The sequence below is a fragment of the Ewingella sp. CoE-038-23 genome (assembly GCF_040419245.1).
GTDB lineage: Bacteria > Pseudomonadota > Gammaproteobacteria > Enterobacterales > Enterobacteriaceae > Ewingella > Ewingella allii.
The window spans coordinates 1464440-1480034 of sequence record NZ_JAZHOH010000001.1 but is presented as its reverse complement, the minus strand read 5'-3'; the positions used below and the strand labels follow the sequence as shown (position 1 = coordinate 1480034).

The following is a 15595-nucleotide window of genomic DNA, read 5'->3' as shown; positions in this document are numbered from 1 at the left end:
TTTTCAGCTAATTCTCATGGGTGATTATTTTGGTGTGAATTGGGGGTTAAACGCTGCAAGAGGGTGCGCCTGAGTACGCTATCGGGTATTTTAAGTCGCGAAGTCATCACGATATTTGAACAGGACAACGTAATTGATGAAAAAACGTGCTTTTTTAGCAGTCGGTTTGCTGGCGATGGCGCTTTCTGGCTGCACCAGTGATTACGTAATAAGCACCAAAGCCGGGGATTCTATTCTCAGTCACGGCGAGCCGGACAAAGACCGCGACAGCGGCATGACCAGCTACATCGATTTAAACGGCGATTACCATTTGATGAACACCAACGATATCGCCGATATCAGCAAGAAATAAGTTTAGTACATCAGCCACTCGGCACAGGCCTCATCCGTGACCAAGCCGTTGATCCACTTGCCATTTAGCGCGGCGCGAATGGCAAGATGCTTGGCACTTCCGCCAGCAAGGGCAATGACCGGTTTATCATCATGGGGCGTGGGGCCGACGCTGGTTAAACGGGCATTCAGTTCACTCTCAACGCGCTCCCCCTCCGGCCCCATAAAGTGGCCCAGCACTTCCGCCACGGCATTTTTCGCCATTAAACGCTCGACGTCCTGCTCGCTAATAAAGCCATCTTTGTGCAACGGACAGCCCGGCTCGATAGTCCCGATGCCAATAAAGGTCACATCGGCCTGACTGGCTTTTTCGCTCACGGTGCGATAAATCCGGTGATTGCACCAGACGGCGCGGTCATCTTCGCCATCGGCAAACAGCGGCGCGGGCAGAATAAAATAGCGCCCCTGTGTTTTCTGCGCCATCAGCAACGGCACGTCGTAGCGGGTACAGGAACCGTCCGAGGCAATGGCGCCAATCAGCGACACGCTGCTGTGCTGCGGGCGTTCTACATCGGCCAGTTCGTCGATGGCGGCCTTCAGGCTGCGCCCCGAGCCGACGCCGATAATCATCGGCTGTTCCTGTTTGATATACTGCATCATCACCTCCGCGCCAGCGACGGCAATGGCGTGGCTGATGCCTGCATCGCTCATTCCCTGCCCCGGCACCACTTGGCAAACCCCCAGACCAAAACGTTTTTTCAGCTGTGCGGCTAACTCCATGCAGCGCCCCACTGAGTGGGAAATATGTACGCTGACCAGCCCGTTATCCAGCGCGCTGGCTACCAGACGCTGGGCCACCTGGCGAGAAACGCCCAGCGCGTCGGCAATTTCATTCTGCGTCTGCCCCGCCACGTAGTACATCCACGCCGCCCGCGCAGCCAGATCCAGCTTCTTGTCACTCTTATTCATGCGTACTTCCCGACTCGCTAATTTCACTTCCACCATGTTATCGCCATTTACACCCCGCCGTGACAGCAAAATTCTCCCAAGATCGGAAAGTGTGAGCTTAAGCCCACTTGCAGGGCAAATGTTCTATTAAGCTACTTTTATTCGAGCAAAAGCCCAATAAAAGAGCTTAAGCCCAAAAATCCGAAGACTAACCCGAGTGGAGATCCTATGAACACCTCACTGACCCCAACCCCCTCCGTCTGGCTGCATATCGGCAGCGGCTCATTCCACCGTGCGCATCAGGCATGGTATCTGCACCGTTTGCTGGTAGAAGGCCATAGAGAGTGGTCAATCGCGCTGGGCAATATTCGCCAAGACGGCGTGCCTCTGCTCGAGGCTCTGCAAGCCCAAAACGGCCAATATGTGCTGGAAACCGTGACCCCGCAGGGTGAGCGAGAATACGAAACCATCACCTCGATTCAAAAAATCATCCCGTGGGATAACGAGCTAGCAGCGCTGATTGCTCAGGGGGCCGATTCGCACACCAAAGTGATCTCCTTTACTGTGACCGAGGCTGGTTATTACCTCGATAACCAGTTCAATCTGGACCAAAGCAATGCCGACGTGCAGGCCGATCTCAACGGCGGCTGCCGCACCATTTACGGCGCCATCAGCCACATTCTGGCGCGACGCATCGCCAATGACGGCGGCCCAGTGACCTTGCTGAACTGCGACAACCTGCGCCACAACGGCGACCGATTCCACAGTGGTTTGTTGCAGTTTTTAACCCTGCGCCAGCAGCAGAGCACCCTCGACTGGGTGACGAAAAATACCCGCAGCCCGAACACCATGGTGGATCGCATCACCCCGCGCCCGTCGCCCGAAGTGGCCGTTCGCGTCGAGCAGGCCACCGGCATCAAAGACCGCGCGCCGGTAATGGGTGAAGCCTTTATCCAGTGGGTGGTTGAGGATGATTTCATTGCCGGACGCCCGCCGCTTGAGCAGGTTGGCGTCGAAATGGTCGAGTCAGTTCTGCCTTATGAAGAAGCTAAAATTCGCATTCTTAATGCCAGCCACAGCTGTATTGCCTGGGCCGGGACCCTGTTGGGGCAAAGCTTTATTGACGAAAGCACCCGCACCGAGGCTATTAGCCAGATGGCTTATGACTATGTGACCGAAGATGTGATCCCTTCCCTGACGCCAAGCCCGCTTGACCTTGAAGCCTACCGCGACGTGGTGCTGGAGCGCTTTAGTAACCCGTATATTCAGGACACCAATCAGCGCGTGGCCGCCGACGGCTTCTCGAAAATCCCCGGCTTTATCGCCCCAACGCTGCAAGAGTGCTATCAGCGCGGGCAGACGCCGCGCGCCACCGCCGCGCTTCCCGCCCTGTTCTTTGTCTATATGCAGCAATGGCATTTAGGTCGCCTGCCCTATGAGTATCAGGACGGCATTCTGGACGCAGCGGCGGTTCACGCCCTGTTCGACAGCGCCGATCCGCTGGCCCGCTTTGCCGCCGACGACAAGCTGTTTGGCAGCCTCGCCGGTAAAACTGAATTCGCGGATCTGCTGCGCCAGTCGGTATCGCGGGTTAACCAGTGGCTGACCGACGCCAAGCGCGCCTAGGGGGAAAGCGATGTATCTCGGACTGGATTTAGGCACGTCAGAAATCAAAGCCGTGGTGATTGATGCCGACGGCCACCTGCTGGCCAGCGCCGGTGAGCCGCTGGAAATCAGCCGCCCGCAGCCGCACTGGGCGGAGCAAAACCCCGACGATTGGTGGCAGGCAACCCAGCGCGCGGTGGGTCGTCTGCGGCAAAAAGTGCCACAGCAGTGGGCGGAGATCCGCGCCATCGGCCTGTCGGGCCAGATGCACGGCGCGGTGCTGCTCAGCCGCGACGGGCGGGTTTTGCGCCCGGCCATTTTGTGGAATGACACCCGCAGCGCGGCGCAGTGCGAGCAGCTGACTCAGGCGGCCCCCGAACTGCTTAAGGTGGCGGGGAATCTGGCCATGCCCGGCTTTACCGCGCCGAAGCTGCTGTGGGTCGCCCGCCACGAGCCGCAGATTTTCGAGCAAACCGCCTCCGTGCTGCTGCCGAAAGACTATCTGCGCTGGATGATGAGCGGCGAGAAGGTGTCGGAGATGTCAGACGCCGCTGGCACCCTGTGGCTGGATGTCGCCAGGCGCGACTGGTCAGACTCCCTGCTGGCGGCCTGTGGTTTGAGCCGCGATCAGATGCCGCGACTGGTGGAAGGCAGCGAAATCAGCGCCACGCTGAAAAACGATATTGCCCGCGCCTGGGGCCTGCGCGATGACGTGATCATTGCCGGCGGCGGTGGCGATAATGCCGCCAGCGCGGTGGGTATTGGCGCCGTCACGCCGGGTGACGCCTTTATTTCTCTCGGCACCTCTGGCGTGCTGTTTGCGGTAAATGACCGTTTCCGGCCCAACCCGCAATCGGCCCTGCACGCCTTCTGTCACGCCTTGCCCAACAGCTGGCACCAGATGAGCGTGATGCTGACCGCCGCCAGCGCGCTGCGCTGGTACTGCACGCTGATTGGCAGCAATGAAACCACCTTATTGGCGGAAATTACCCAGCTTAGCCCGGCCCAGCAGCGTCAGGCTCCGCTGTTTCTGCCCTACTTGTCCGGCGAAAGAACGCCGCACAACGACCCACAGGCCACCGGCGTTTTCCACGGCATGACCCACAGCACGGATCGCGCCACGCTGGGATATTCGGTGCTCGAAGGGGTAGCTTTCGGCATGGCCGACGGGCTGGCGGTGATGCAACAGGCAGGAACTCAGTTGCAACAATGCTCGCTGGTCGGCGGCGGTGCGCGCAGCGATCGCTGGGCGCAGTTGGTCAGTGACGCGCTGGACCTGCCGATTGTCACCCATTCCGGCGGGGAAGCCGGAGGCGCGCTGGGCGCGGCGCGTCTGGGCTGGCTGGCTGCCGGAGGAGATGTCGCCGAGGCGTGCCGCAAGCCGGAGATCGCCCGCCGCTTCCAGCCGCAGGCCGAAAACCGCGACATGCTGCGCGAGCGATTGCAGACCTACCGGCAGCTTTACCAGCAACAGGTCGCGCTGAGAACCGCCCAAAAATAACACCCCGAGGGCGCCTAAGCGCCCCATCTCTGCCCCTACTCACCAGCCGCTGCGGCGACGCAGCACAGGAGTTCGACATGCAAAAACACGCAACCCACTGGTTCGGTTTACCAAAGAACCTGCTCTGGGGCTACATCGCTATCGCCATTTTCATGAGCGGTGACGGCTTCGAAATGGCTTTTCTGTCTAAACACATCATCGACATGGGCTTCAGCGCCTCGCAATCCGCCGTGGTGTTCACGGTTTACGGACTGGCGGCGGCATTGGCGGCCTGGAGTTCCGGCGTGGTGGCGGAGATCATCACGCCGCAGAAAGCCATGCGCATCGGTTTCATCCTGTGGATAGTGATGCACACGCTGTTTATGCTGTTCGGGCTGGGTATGAAGAATTACCCGCTGATGCTGCTGTTCTACGGCATTCGCGGGCTGGCTTACCCGCTGTTTATCTACTCGTTCGTCATGTTGGTGGTGCAAACCGTGCCCAAGCAGAATCTTTCTTCCGCCATGGGCTGGTTCTGGGCCATGTACTCCATCGGCATTGGCTGCGTAGGGAGCTATCTGCCGAGCTTTACCATTCCGTTTATGGGCGAAACCGGCACGCTGTGGTTCGCTATTGCCTGGGTGACGGTGGGCGGAATTATGGCGATGACGCTGCTGCGAAAAGTCGGTAAACCCAGCAGTAAAGCCCATCTCAGCCCGAAAGAGAAACTCGGCGAACTCAGCCGCGCGGTGACCATTCTGTTCACCAATCGCAATATTTTCCTCTCCTGCCTGATTCGCATCATTAATACCATTTCGCTGTTTGGCTTCGCGGTGATCATGCCGATGCTGTTCGTCGGCCGCCTTGGGTTTAGCATGTCGGAGTGGCTACAGATCTGGGCGGTGTTCTTCTTCGTGACGATTTTTACGAACGTAATGTGGGGAATTTTAGGCGAGAAAATTGGCTGGCTGCGTCAGGTGCGATGGTTTGGCTGTATTGGCTGTGCAATCTCCAGCCTGGCCTTCTACTATCTGCCGGTCTATGCCGGGCATAATTTCTGGGTCGCGCTAGTCCCTGCCGTGATGTTAGGCATTACCGTCGCCGCCTTTGTGCCCATGACCGCCGTTTTCCCGGTGCTGGAGCCTAACCATAAAGGCGCGGCCATTTCGATTTATAACCTGTCTGCCGGGCTAAGTAACTTTGTGGCGCCCGCCATTGCTTCAATCATTCTGCCGTTCTTTGATATTGTCGGCGTGGTGTGGGTGTATACCGCACTCTACCTGATTGCTGCGGTGTTAACCCTGATGGTCAGAGTGGAACAGCCGGGGCATCCGTCCAAAGCGGCGAGCCGCGTGGTGCTGGACCCGAACCTACTACAGCGACCAACCCGTTAGGCGCAAAACGCCGAGCTCGTCGCGCAGCGGCATCTGTTGATGTCGCTTTTTTCATCCTTTCACTTCAACACATTTGCCCTCACCGCCTTCATGATCGCCTGCACCCGGTTCTTCGCCCCCAATTTCAACATGCAGTTATTAATGTGGAAAACCGCCGTTCTTTCCGAGATGGAGAGGATTCGGCTGATTTCCCAACTGGTCTTCCCTTCGGCCAGCCAGTGCAGGCACTCCTGCTCTCGGCTGGTTAACGAAGGTAAAACAATCCGCTCTTCATTAGACTTATTAAAGTGTTTTGCTGCACAATTATTAAACTCCTGTAGATAAATAGACATCATGCCAATAATACTTATCGAGTCCTTATTGGAAATAAAATAATCATCTTTTCGGACCACGCTTAGCACGCCAATATATTTCTCGTTCAAGGGTAATGATATTGAATAGCCATAACGAATGCCGTGTATTCTTGCGCAATTCAAAAATTGGTCATCTAAAGATAAGTCGATGCTTGTCCAAATATTAGGTGACTGGTAGTGCTGTGCTTTATTAATAATTGGGTCGATTTTGTTAAAGCCATACTCTATATATTGCCGCCTCCATTCCGCATTAAAACCCTCCAGTATAAAGAGGTCATCGAAGCCGGTAGTGGGCACGATAACATAGGCATAACTATCGAATTTTATTGAGTAAATCCACCTATCAAGTTTGATTTTTATTTGGTCATCGACCAGGTAATTGAGATCGGTAAACTTAGTATATACATCCTCACTTTTGATCATATTCTAACCACGCATAAGGTGAGCCGTGCTGTGATTATAGAAAGCTTAAGGGAACTGTCAATTATTCCACATTCAGGAACCTGCAATAACTGTCAGGTTTGATCACTTTTTTTCTTTATTATCTATAAGTCCATGAGCAATAAAGATTAAGTAAAATATCGCTAATTTGCATAAATATTAATTGAGTCCAAACTCATTCTCGAAGTCTGGAATATCTCAACGGGTTCTATAGCCGAATTTTTATTCGGTATAGAAACTTAATCTCTTAGCGAAATGTAAGGAATACTTATGTCAAATATCATTAAACCTGATGCTGCTACAGAAGAATCCTACCGCATCGATGGTTTTGATCCCGCTACTTCTACAGAGAAATACAGCTATACCTCTGCCCGCGTAGCTAAGCCGGTGTACAACAAGTACAACAACGCCGGTCGTCCTAAGGTATTTGGTTACTACACAGACTGGTCGCAGTATGACGGCCGTCTGCAAGGCAGCCAGCAACCCGCTGACCGGGGCCGTGGCGTTGACCTTGCATTGGTCGCACCGACGGCTTTCGACAAACTGATCATCGGTTTCGTTGGTATTCTCGGCGACCTGGGCGAGAAATCCACCGCGATCGCTAATGGCGCCGCGGCCTTCGGTCTGCATGACCAGGACGGCTCTGTCACTTTCCTTGACGTGTGGGGCGATACCCAGACTTTCGTTAACAACGGCTTTCCAAGCTACCTAGATGTCACCATGCCTGCCGATTTCCAGCAGGAGAAAGTTCAGGGTGTGCTCGGTGGTCTACGTGATCTGCAAAAACGCGCCAAAGCCGAAGGCCATGATCTGGTGCTCTCCTTCAGCGTCGGTGGCTGGACCATGAGTAATGGTTTCTACAACATGGCTCGCGATCCAATCCAGCGTGTACGCTTCACATCCAGCATTGTGGATATCTTTAAACGTTTCCCAATGTTCTCTGAAGTGGATATCGACTGGGAATACCCAGGTGCGCCGGGTAACAACAACCCATATGCTGAAGACGATAGCGTCTACTACGTGCATTTGATCAGAGAGTTACGCAACGCCTTCAATAATGCGGGTCTGCCGAATACCAAGATCAGTATCGCGTCATCCGCGGATCCGGCCATTCTGGCAAAATCGGACATTCCGGGCTTATTGGATGCAGGTCTTAACGGCATCAACCTGATGACTTATGACTTCTTCGGCACCCCTTGGGCTCCGGCGTTGAACCACCACACTAACCTGCACAAAACCGAAGCCACCACCTATGGCACCGACGCAGCCGTGGACTTCCTGATTGGTCTGGGTGTTCAGCAAAGCAATATCAATATCGGCTATGCCGGTTACACCCGTAACGCCCGCAATGCCTCTATCTCGCAACTTTCTCCACTGGTCGGCACCTATGAGCCGGGCGCGGCTACCACCACGGGGACTTTCGAGTCTGGCAGTACCGAATGGTATGACATCATCAACAACTACCTCGATTTAGAAGCGCAAAAAGGTAAAAACGGCTTTGACCTCTATACCGATGAAGTGGCTGATGCGGATTACCTGTATAGCTCAACGTCTAAGCTGTTCCTGTCCTTGGATACACCACGTTCAGTCAAAGCTAAAGCGGCTTATGCACGCAATAGAGGGCTGGGCGGCGTGTTTACCTGGACTGCCGATCAGGACAACGGTTTGCTGGTCAACGCAGCTCGCGAAGGTCTGGGCTCGCCGATTATCACGCAAAAAATTGATATGTCGCCGTTCTACTTCAAAGGCATCAACACCTCGCCAGATCCGGTTGACCGCGCCCCTGTCGCGCAAATCGAAGGGCCGAAAAGCCCGGTCTTACCAGCGACCGAGTTGACCTTTGATGGAACTCATTCCTTCGACCCAGAGGGTGATCCCATCACTTATCAGTGGAGCGTGCCAGCCGGTCTGGAATTCAGGGGTAGGCTGACAGACCCGATCATTTATGCAAAAGTTCCGCAAACGGGCTTCCAAAGCAGCTACACCGTTTCACTGACCGTGTCCGACGGCAGCAAAACCGGTACAAGCAGCTATACCTTCACCGTTGTTGGTGGAGCAAACCAGCCACCAGTGGCTTCTGTCTCTGGCAACCAGACCGTTAACAGTGGCGCTTCAGGTACTCTGAGCGGGACTAAATCGTCTGACCCAGAAGGCCAGCCATTAAGCTACTTCTGGACGCTACCGGCTAACGTCAAGGCGACTTCAGTAACCGGCAGCACGCTGAATTATATCGCACCATCGGTGCTGGCTGACGAGAAGTTGACCTTCAAACTGACCGTCACTGACGTGGGTGGGCTGACCAGCACGGCATCTTACGATGTCACTGTGAAACCCGCTTCCGCTTACCCACAATGGGATGCTAATGCTGTGTATAACCAAGGCGACCATGTGAGCTGGAAAGGCAGCAACTATGTGGCGAAATGGTGGACGCAGGGCACTGAGCCTGGCACTGAAGACTCGGCTGGTGGTGAACCATGGCTCAAGTTGGGTGCTAACCCAACTGACGGCCAGCCAAACAGCCCGTCTCGCAGAGCCTGCGCACCACGCGGCCGCAATCCGGGTAATAACAAGTAAGTAAGTCACACTCCATCTGGGGAACATTCTGTTCCCCAGTTTTTCCTGGTAAAAATGAGTCCCCGCTACGGCAGGCACTCCTCTTTAAATGATGAGAATTAACCATGAGCACAGCAGATATTATTCCGCTGGCGAGAACGATTATTCCTCTCAGCCACCAGACCCTTAATAAAGATATTCCACCCCCTTCTTTGTATGGCTGTATTTCTGGGGGAATGGAAAATCAAGAACTCTTATTATCGATGTTTGGTTTACGCCATCGCGTATTTAAACAACGACTCAAATGGGATGTATCGAGCATTGATGATTTAGAAATCGATCAGTTCGACAATGACCAAACCCAATATATTGTTACCACTGACATTAATAATAATGTTAAAGGCTGCGTCAGGCTATTGCCGACCACCAGCCCCTATATGCTCAGTGAAATCTTCCCCTACCTTTGGCAAAGCGAGCAGCCAATGCCCAGCTCTGACAGCGTCTGCGAGCTTTCCCGCTTCTCATTTGAAAAAAATGCCGACTCAAAAAGTTACGGCTTTTCGCAATCCGTTATTCGCTTATTACGCAATTTGGTGATGTACGCTCAGCACAATGATATTTCGCGTTATGTCTTTGTCACCACCACCGCCATTGAAAGAATGCTCTTGATTCAGGGTATTTCCATTAATCGGGTTGGCGAAGTTATTCGTATTGGCAAAACCGATACCACGGTTATTTTTATGAATATTAATACTAAAACTTATAATGCACTATTTAATAAAACTCTGTGATCCCATTTTTAAAATAGACCTAATACCATATGCGAGGAATTTATTATGCCTAATTCATATACCCCCTATATTGATGTCACGATTAATGCACAATGGAGCGACTGGCAAAATTATCCGCAGGGCCGCCCAAATCCAATCTATTACGAGCGGGCGCTAAGATGGAAAATTGATGGATTGATTTTTGGTTTTATCACACTAAATCCCGAAACCAATACGCCATGCTGGGCAGCCAGTTCTGCCATGCCTTTAGACTGGGCGCTCCCTCTGGCGCAAGAGCTAAACAGCGCGGGGCTGTCGGTTATCATTTCATTTGGCGGGGCTTCTAACTCTGATATCTCAACCCATTTCTCCATTACTGAACTCGAAGAGATCTATATCACCACCATTGAACTCTACGAAGCCAAAGGGCTGGACTTTGATTTGGAAAATGGCCTGTTCGATGCCGTGAAGATCTGTGCTGCACTGAAGAATGTCGCCAGCCGCAAACCCGACGTGGCAATCAGTTTCACCCTCCCAACCATGCCTACGGGTTTGAATCCAAGTGGCGTCGCGATTCTCAAACTGGCGAAAGATGCCGGTTTTGAATTCAGCGTAAACGGTATGGCAATGGACTATGGCGATCCCGATAATGACCCTTCGACCCAAACTGACATGGGTAAGGCAGCGGTCGACGCGGCCCTGAGCATCAGTGCGCAGATTGCCCCGCTTTATCCCGATCTCACTGAAAAAGAACGATTAAGCAAGGTAGCAATCACGCCGATGATTGGACTTAACGATGATGCCAGTATGTTCAAGCTCGACGATGTCAATACGCTAACTCGCTTTGCCAAACTCACTCCACTGAGCTTTATTGGTATCTGGTCATTTAACCGAGATAACCCATCGAGCTATACCTATGTCGATCTCGAAACCAGCAGTAACCCGGAACAGAGGGTTTCAGGTGAATATTCGCAACTGTTTGTTTCCGGGCTGAAGGTGGCTACACCGCCGACTAATAATAGTAAGCCCTATGGTCGCGCTTATTATCAATTGCACCCGGCAACAAAAAACCGCCGTTGCGAATGACCTGACTGATATTCGCTGTGTTTAACGGATAAAAAAGCCGGGCATCAAAGCCCGGCTTTTCTTGCTAACGACTCAAGCGATTAGAGACCGTTTTCAGCAATATCCATCGCGAAGTAGGTCAGGATGATATCGGCACCGGCGCGTTTAATGGCACCTAAGCTTTCACGCACCACGGCGCGCTCGTCAATGGCACCGGCCTGCGCAGCGAATTTGATCATCGCGTATTCACCACTGACCTGATACGCCGCCAAAGGTAAGCGCGATGCTTCGCGGATATCGCGGATCACGTCGAGGTAAGCACCGGCAGGTTTCACCATCAGCGCATCAGCGCCCTCTTGCTCATCCATCAGCGATTCGCGCACGGCTTCGCGGCGGTTCATTGGGTTCATCTGGTACTGCTTGCGGTTGCCTTTCAAAACGCTGCCGCCCGCCTCGCGGAATGGCCCATAAAGAGAAGAAGCAAACTTAGTGGAGTACGCCATGATGGAGGTGTCGATAAAACCCGCTTCGTCCAGTGCGCTGCGGATGGCTTGTACTTGGCCGTCCTGAGCCGCAGAAGGCGCGATGAAATCAGCCCCGGCGGCGGCGGCCACCACGGCCTGCTTGCCGAGGTTTTTCAGCGTGGCGTCGTTGTCGACGCCGTGGTCATGCAGCACGCCGCAGTGGCCGTGGGAGGTGTATTCACAGAAACAGGTGTCGGACATCACGATCATTTCCGGCACGGTGTCTTTACAAATACGCGCCATGCGCGCCACCAGACCGTTTTCATTCCAGGTATCGCTGCCGGTGGCATCCATATGTTTGGAGATACCAAAGGTCATCACCGAGCGAATACCGGCGCGGGCATAGCGTTCAATTTCAAACGCCAGGCGGGATTCAGGGATACGCATCACACCAGGCATGGCTTCGATCGGCACGTATTCAGATGTCTCTTCCTCTACGAAAATCGGCAGTACCAAGTCATTCACGCTAAATTCGGTTTCCTGAAAAAGAGCGCGCATGGAATCGGACTGTCTCAGGCGGCGAAGGCGTGAGTTTGGGAACTGGTTAGACATGAAAACTCCTAAGAAATTAACCTGTTGCGTTTTGAATGTAGTTCGCATACCAAGTCTGACGAGGGAACTCGTCGAAAGCGAGAGCGCTATTTTATAACAACTTTTAAGGAAAGGATTAACTTTACGTGAGGGGATGTTAAGAAAACCTTGCGGCGGCGATCGGCGCATTGCCAGAGACAGTCTGAACGCGGCGGTAGCTCACCCGCCGCGTTCAACATAGCCAGTAAAATAGCGTTAAACCTGCACGAAATGGCCTTTCGACACTTCATTATATTGGCGAATCGGTGGCACATAGCCGTTGTCGCGCACCGGGCTTTTCAACTCTTCCACCTGCATATGGCGCTTCAGGCCGCGTCGCGCCGGGTCTGGCACCGGGACGGAAGCCATCAGCTTGCGGGTATAGGCGTGCTGAGGATTGTCGAAGATGGCGGCGCGCGGGCCGATTTCCACAATTTCCCCCAGATACATCACCGCCACCCGATGGCTGACCCGCTCCACCACCGCCATGTCGTGGGAAATAAACAGATATGAAAGGTTCATGCTCTCCTGCAAATCGAGCAGTAAATTCACCACCTGCGCCTTGACCGACACGTCCAGCGCCGAGACAGATTCGTCGGCGACAATCACTTTCGGGTCGAGGGTCAGCGCGCGAGCGATGCAAATACGCTGGCGCTGGCCGCCGGAAAACTCATGCGGGAAGCGGCGCATCATGTCCGGCGACAGCCCCACTTTGTGCAGCAGCGCGGCGGCCTTCTCTTTGGCGTCGGCGCGGTTATGCAGCTTATGTTGCAGCATCGGCTCGATGAGGGCGTCGCCGATACGCATGCGCGGGTTGAGGCTGGCGAACGGGTCCTGAAAAATCATCTGAATGCGCTGGCGCATTTGCAGGATCTGGCGCTTATCAATGTTCATCACATCGAAACCGTCGAAGTCGATCTCGCCGCTGTGCGGGGTCATCAGGCGAGTGACGGCGCGGCCGGTGGTAGATTTCCCACAGCCCGACTCGCCCACTAGCGACAGGGTTTCCCCCTGCAACAGATCAAAACTGATGTTTTCCACCGCGTGAACCGCCCCCACCTGTCGGCTCAACAAACCACCGTAGACCGGGAATCGCGCGCTGAGATTCTTCACCGACAAGACCGGCTTCTGCCCGCTGTCTGGCGTATTGGCGACTTCTAGCGGCTGGGTCGAGGCGCCCGTTTGCAGATCGATTTGCGGGAAACGCAGCGGCCAAGGCCGCCCCTGCATTGAGCCAAGCTTCGGCACCGCCGCCAGCAGGGCGCGGGTATAAGGATGCTGCGGACGATGGAACATCTCGGCGGTTTCGCCACTTTCTACGCACTCGCCGCGATACATTACCAGCGTGCGGTCAGCGATTTCCGCCACTACGCCCATATCATGGGTGATGAACAGCACCGCCATCCCCTCCTCTTCCTGCAAGGTTTTAATCAGGTCGAGGATCTGCCCTTGGATGGTGACATCCAGCGCGGTAGTGGGCTCATCGGCAATCAGCAGTTTGGGTTTTAACGCCAGCGCCATGGCAATCATGACCCGTTGGCGCATACCGCCGGAAAACTGGTGTGGATACTCATCAAACCGCGCCTGCGCATTAGGAATACGCACCTTCTCCAGCAGGCGCAGCGTCTCGGCCCGCGCCTGTTTCGACGACATCCCGCGATGGCGTTTCAGGCTTTCCGCAATCTGCCTGCCGATGCTAAACGTCGGATTGAGCGAGGTCATCGGCTCCTGAAAAATCATCGCCATTTCGTTGCCGCGAATGTCGCGCATCGCCTTGTCCGACAGCCCCAGCAGGCTGCGCTGATTGAGGTTAACTATCCCTTCAATCTTGCTCGACTGGGCTTTCAGCAGGCGCATCACCGAGAGCGAAGTGACGCTTTTGCCCGAGCCGGATTCGCCCACAATCGCCAGCGTCTCCCCCGGATAGACCTCAAACGACAGGTCACGCACCACCGGCAGCCAGTCATCTTCGCCACGAAACGAGGTGGTGAGATTTTTGACTTCCAGCACCGGCAGGCGTGGCGCGGCGGCTTGTTGCGGGGTAGTGGCGTTCATGTTCTTTCTCCGGCAAGGGCAAACAGGTTAAGCCAACGATTAACGGCTGCGGGCTGACAGCAATGTTTCTGGCGTATAGCTAAAGTCTTTGTCAAACGGGAAGGTGTCGCGCACTTTGCGCAGGCGCGGCAGGCGCTCGACAAACTGATCGACCACGCCGTTGGACAGCGCCATCAGGTTCGGGCTGGCGATCGGCGCCAGTTCCGGCGACAGATAGCCCGATTTCACCACCACGATGTTGGCGCTGTGGGGGGCCAGCTCCAGCGCGGTGAAGTCGCTAATGTTGTGATACGGGCGACGGCGCGCCGACACTACGATATCAATGCCGCCAGTGCGCAGTACCGCCTGACGGTCCGCCGGGGCCAGTGCGTCGAGCAGCAGAACCACCTCGAACTCCCCTTTCACCTGTGGGCTGGAGTGGTCCAGCGACGCGCCGAGCGTCAGGCTGAGGCGCGAACCCACGCCCGCGTTGAACGCTGCTTCGGTAGCCGGTAAATCGGCAATACCGGCGACAATCACGCCCTCGGCATATTGGGCAATCAGCTCGGCCAGCACGTCGGCACGGTCGCCCACGCCGCCGCCGGTCGGGTTATCGCCGGAGTCGGCAAGCACCACCGGGCGCGTCGGGCTGGCAATCGCCTTGGTCACGCAGGCTTTCACCGTGTCAGTTTCACAGCCGAAAACGAACTCTTCGCGTGCGTCCCAGTAAGCCTGCGCCAGCTTTTTGGCTTCGCGTTCCAGCACGGCTTGGTCAGTGCCGGTCATGATCACCGCCGCCGTGGCGCGCGGCTCGTCGGCCCAAACATAGCCGACCATCAGCGAGCTGTCCCAGATGCCGTCAATCTGATCTATTTCCGGCAAGCGGGCATACAGGCTTTTCGCCGGCTCATCTTCGGTGCTGGTGCGTTCCCCCGGCAACACCACGGGCACGGGTGCCCACAGCAGGGTCGGCTTGACGCCGGTTTGCAGGGTTTTAATCAGCATGGCGACCGAACGGCGCATGGTTTCTTCCGTATCAATATGCGGCGCGGTGCGATAGGTGGAGAACATATCAATCGCATCAATGATTTTCTGCGACACATTGCCGTGCAGGTCGTAGCTAACGCTGATCGGGCAGTCGTCGCCCACCGCCTCGCGGGCCGCGGCGATCCAGTCCCCTTCGGCATCTTCCATTCCTTCGACATACATCGCCCCGTGCATCGGCAGGTAGAGGCCGTCAAAAGGCTTTTGCGCCTCCAAACCACTCAAAAACTCGGCTTTGAATTTTTCATAGGTTGCGCGAGACACCGGGCCACCGGCAATAGCGCGGGCGTGAATGGTTGGCAAGAAGGTGGCCGGGTAATCCTGCAAGAACTTGAAGTAAGGCGCGGCGAGCAGCGCCCCGTCGCGGGTAATGCGGAAGTCTTTCTCTTCGTTGAGCACCGGGTTGTAAGTGCTGCATTCGATATGGATACCGCCGACTGCTATACGCATGGTGTTTAACCTCAGAATTCAGAGTGTGAAAGTG

12 protein-coding genes are annotated in these 15595 nt (G+C 55.0%); 7 read left to right on the top strand and 5 right to left on the bottom strand.

Features of this window, described 5'->3' with window-relative positions:
- Nucleotides 1-136 precede the first annotated feature (136 nt).
- Entirely contained in the window at nucleotides 137-352 is a 216-nt protein-coding gene (locus V2154_RS06980; protein ID WP_353501615.1) for a YgdI/YgdR family lipoprotein, read from the top strand.
- Between the two features lie 2 nt (nucleotides 353-354).
- Here V2154_RS06980 and V2154_RS06975 read toward each other — a convergent pair whose 3' ends face one another.
- A complete protein-coding gene (locus tag V2154_RS06975; protein WP_353501614.1) occupies nucleotides 355-1299 on the bottom strand; it encodes a sugar-binding transcriptional regulator in 945 nt (314 codons plus the stop codon).
- Between the two features lie 207 nt (nucleotides 1300-1506).
- Between V2154_RS06975 and dalD the strand changes: the two genes are divergently transcribed.
- The 3 genes from dalD to V2154_RS06960 all read left to right on the top strand — a co-directional run bounded on the left by dalD (nucleotide 1507) and on the right by V2154_RS06960 (nucleotide 5757).
- The gene (dalD, locus tag V2154_RS06970) at nucleotides 1507-2904 is read left to right on the top strand and encodes a D-arabinitol 4-dehydrogenase (RefSeq protein ID WP_353501613.1); all 1398 of its coding nucleotides are present in this window, start codon (nucleotides 1507-1509) and stop codon (nucleotides 2902-2904) included.
- A 10-nt stretch (nucleotides 2905-2914) separates the two neighbouring features.
- Nucleotides 2915-4384, top strand: coding sequence for a xylulokinase (xylB, locus tag V2154_RS06965; RefSeq protein ID WP_353501612.1), 1470 nt, complete (start codon nucleotides 2915-2917; stop codon nucleotides 4382-4384).
- Between the two features lie 77 nt (nucleotides 4385-4461).
- Nucleotides 4462-5757: an MFS transporter gene (locus V2154_RS06960; RefSeq protein ID WP_353501611.1), complete on the top strand. Its 1296-nt coding sequence runs from the start codon at nucleotides 4462-4464 to the stop codon at nucleotides 5755-5757.
- 59 nt (nucleotides 5758-5816) lie between these two features.
- Here the strand turns inward: V2154_RS06960 and V2154_RS06955 are convergent, their stop codons facing one another.
- On the bottom strand, nucleotides 5817-6533 hold the full coding sequence (locus tag V2154_RS06955) for a helix-turn-helix transcriptional regulator (RefSeq protein ID WP_353501610.1): 717 nt from the start codon (nucleotides 6531-6533) through the stop codon (nucleotides 5817-5819).
- Nucleotides 6534-6821: 288 nt separating this feature from the next.
- On the opposite strand from V2154_RS06955, the gene V2154_RS06950 reads away from it, so the two are divergent.
- The 3 genes from V2154_RS06950 (at nucleotide 6822) to V2154_RS06940 (ending at nucleotide 10960) form a co-directional block, all read left to right on the top strand.
- On the top strand, nucleotides 6822-9125 hold the full coding sequence (locus V2154_RS06950; RefSeq protein WP_353501609.1) for a glycosyl hydrolase family 18 protein: 2304 nt from the start codon (nucleotides 6822-6824) through the stop codon (nucleotides 9123-9125).
- Between the two features lie 104 nt (nucleotides 9126-9229).
- A complete protein-coding gene (locus tag V2154_RS06945) occupies nucleotides 9230-9895 on the top strand; it encodes an acyl-homoserine-lactone synthase (RefSeq protein ID WP_353501608.1) in 666 nt (221 codons plus the stop codon).
- A gap of 45 nt (nucleotides 9896-9940) precedes the next feature.
- Nucleotides 9941-10960, top strand: a complete 1020-nt coding sequence (locus tag V2154_RS06940) for a glycoside hydrolase family 18 protein (RefSeq protein WP_353501607.1) — start codon at nucleotides 9941-9943, stop codon at nucleotides 10958-10960.
- 80 nt (nucleotides 10961-11040) lie between these two features.
- Here the strand turns inward: V2154_RS06940 and hemB are convergent, their stop codons facing one another.
- The 3 genes from hemB to V2154_RS06925 form a co-directional block, all read right to left on the bottom strand.
- Nucleotides 11041-12015 carry a porphobilinogen synthase gene (gene hemB / locus V2154_RS06935; protein WP_034789371.1) on the bottom strand — a complete coding sequence of 325 codons (975 nt, stop codon included), beginning with the start codon at nucleotides 12013-12015 and terminating at the stop codon, nucleotides 11041-11043.
- Between the two features lie 234 nt (nucleotides 12016-12249).
- Nucleotides 12250-14088, bottom strand: coding sequence for an ABC transporter ATP-binding protein (locus V2154_RS06930; protein ID WP_353501606.1), 1839 nt, complete (start codon nucleotides 14086-14088; stop codon nucleotides 12250-12252).
- A 39-nt stretch (nucleotides 14089-14127) separates the two neighbouring features.
- Complete coding sequence (locus tag V2154_RS06925) at nucleotides 14128-15561, bottom strand: M81 family metallopeptidase (protein WP_353501605.1); 1434 nt, start codon at nucleotides 15559-15561, stop codon at nucleotides 14128-14130.
- Between the last annotated feature and the right edge of the window lie 34 nt (nucleotides 15562-15595).

Coding starts and splice junctions, on each gene's coding strand:
- V2154_RS06980 (WP_353501615.1), top strand. CDS start 137: ATGAAAAAACGTGCTTTTTTAGCAGTCGGTTTGCTGGCGATGGCGCTT.
- V2154_RS06975 (WP_353501614.1), bottom strand. CDS start 1,299: ATGAATAAGAGTGACAAGAAGCTGGATCTGGCTGCGCGGGCGGCGTGG.
- dalD (WP_353501613.1), top strand. CDS start 1,507: ATGAACACCTCACTGACCCCAACCCCCTCCGTCTGGCTGCATATCGGC.
- xylB (WP_353501612.1), top strand. CDS start 2,915: ATGTATCTCGGACTGGATTTAGGCACGTCAGAAATCAAAGCCGTGGTG.
- V2154_RS06960 (WP_353501611.1), top strand. CDS start 4,462: ATGCAAAAACACGCAACCCACTGGTTCGGTTTACCAAAGAACCTGCTC.
- V2154_RS06955 (WP_353501610.1), bottom strand. CDS start 6,533: ATGATCAAAAGTGAGGATGTATATACTAAGTTTACCGATCTCAATTAC.
- V2154_RS06950 (WP_353501609.1), top strand. CDS start 6,822: ATGTCAAATATCATTAAACCTGATGCTGCTACAGAAGAATCCTACCGC.
- V2154_RS06945 (WP_353501608.1), top strand. CDS start 9,230: ATGAGCACAGCAGATATTATTCCGCTGGCGAGAACGATTATTCCTCTC.
- V2154_RS06940 (WP_353501607.1), top strand. CDS start 9,941: ATGCCTAATTCATATACCCCCTATATTGATGTCACGATTAATGCACAA.
- hemB (WP_034789371.1), bottom strand. CDS start 12,015: ATGTCTAACCAGTTCCCAAACTCACGCCTTCGCCGCCTGAGACAGTCC.
- V2154_RS06930 (WP_353501606.1), bottom strand. CDS start 14,088: ATGAACGCCACTACCCCGCAACAAGCCGCCGCGCCACGCCTGCCGGTG.
- V2154_RS06925 (WP_353501605.1), bottom strand. CDS start 15,561: ATGCGTATAGCAGTCGGCGGTATCCATATCGAATGCAGCACTTACAAC.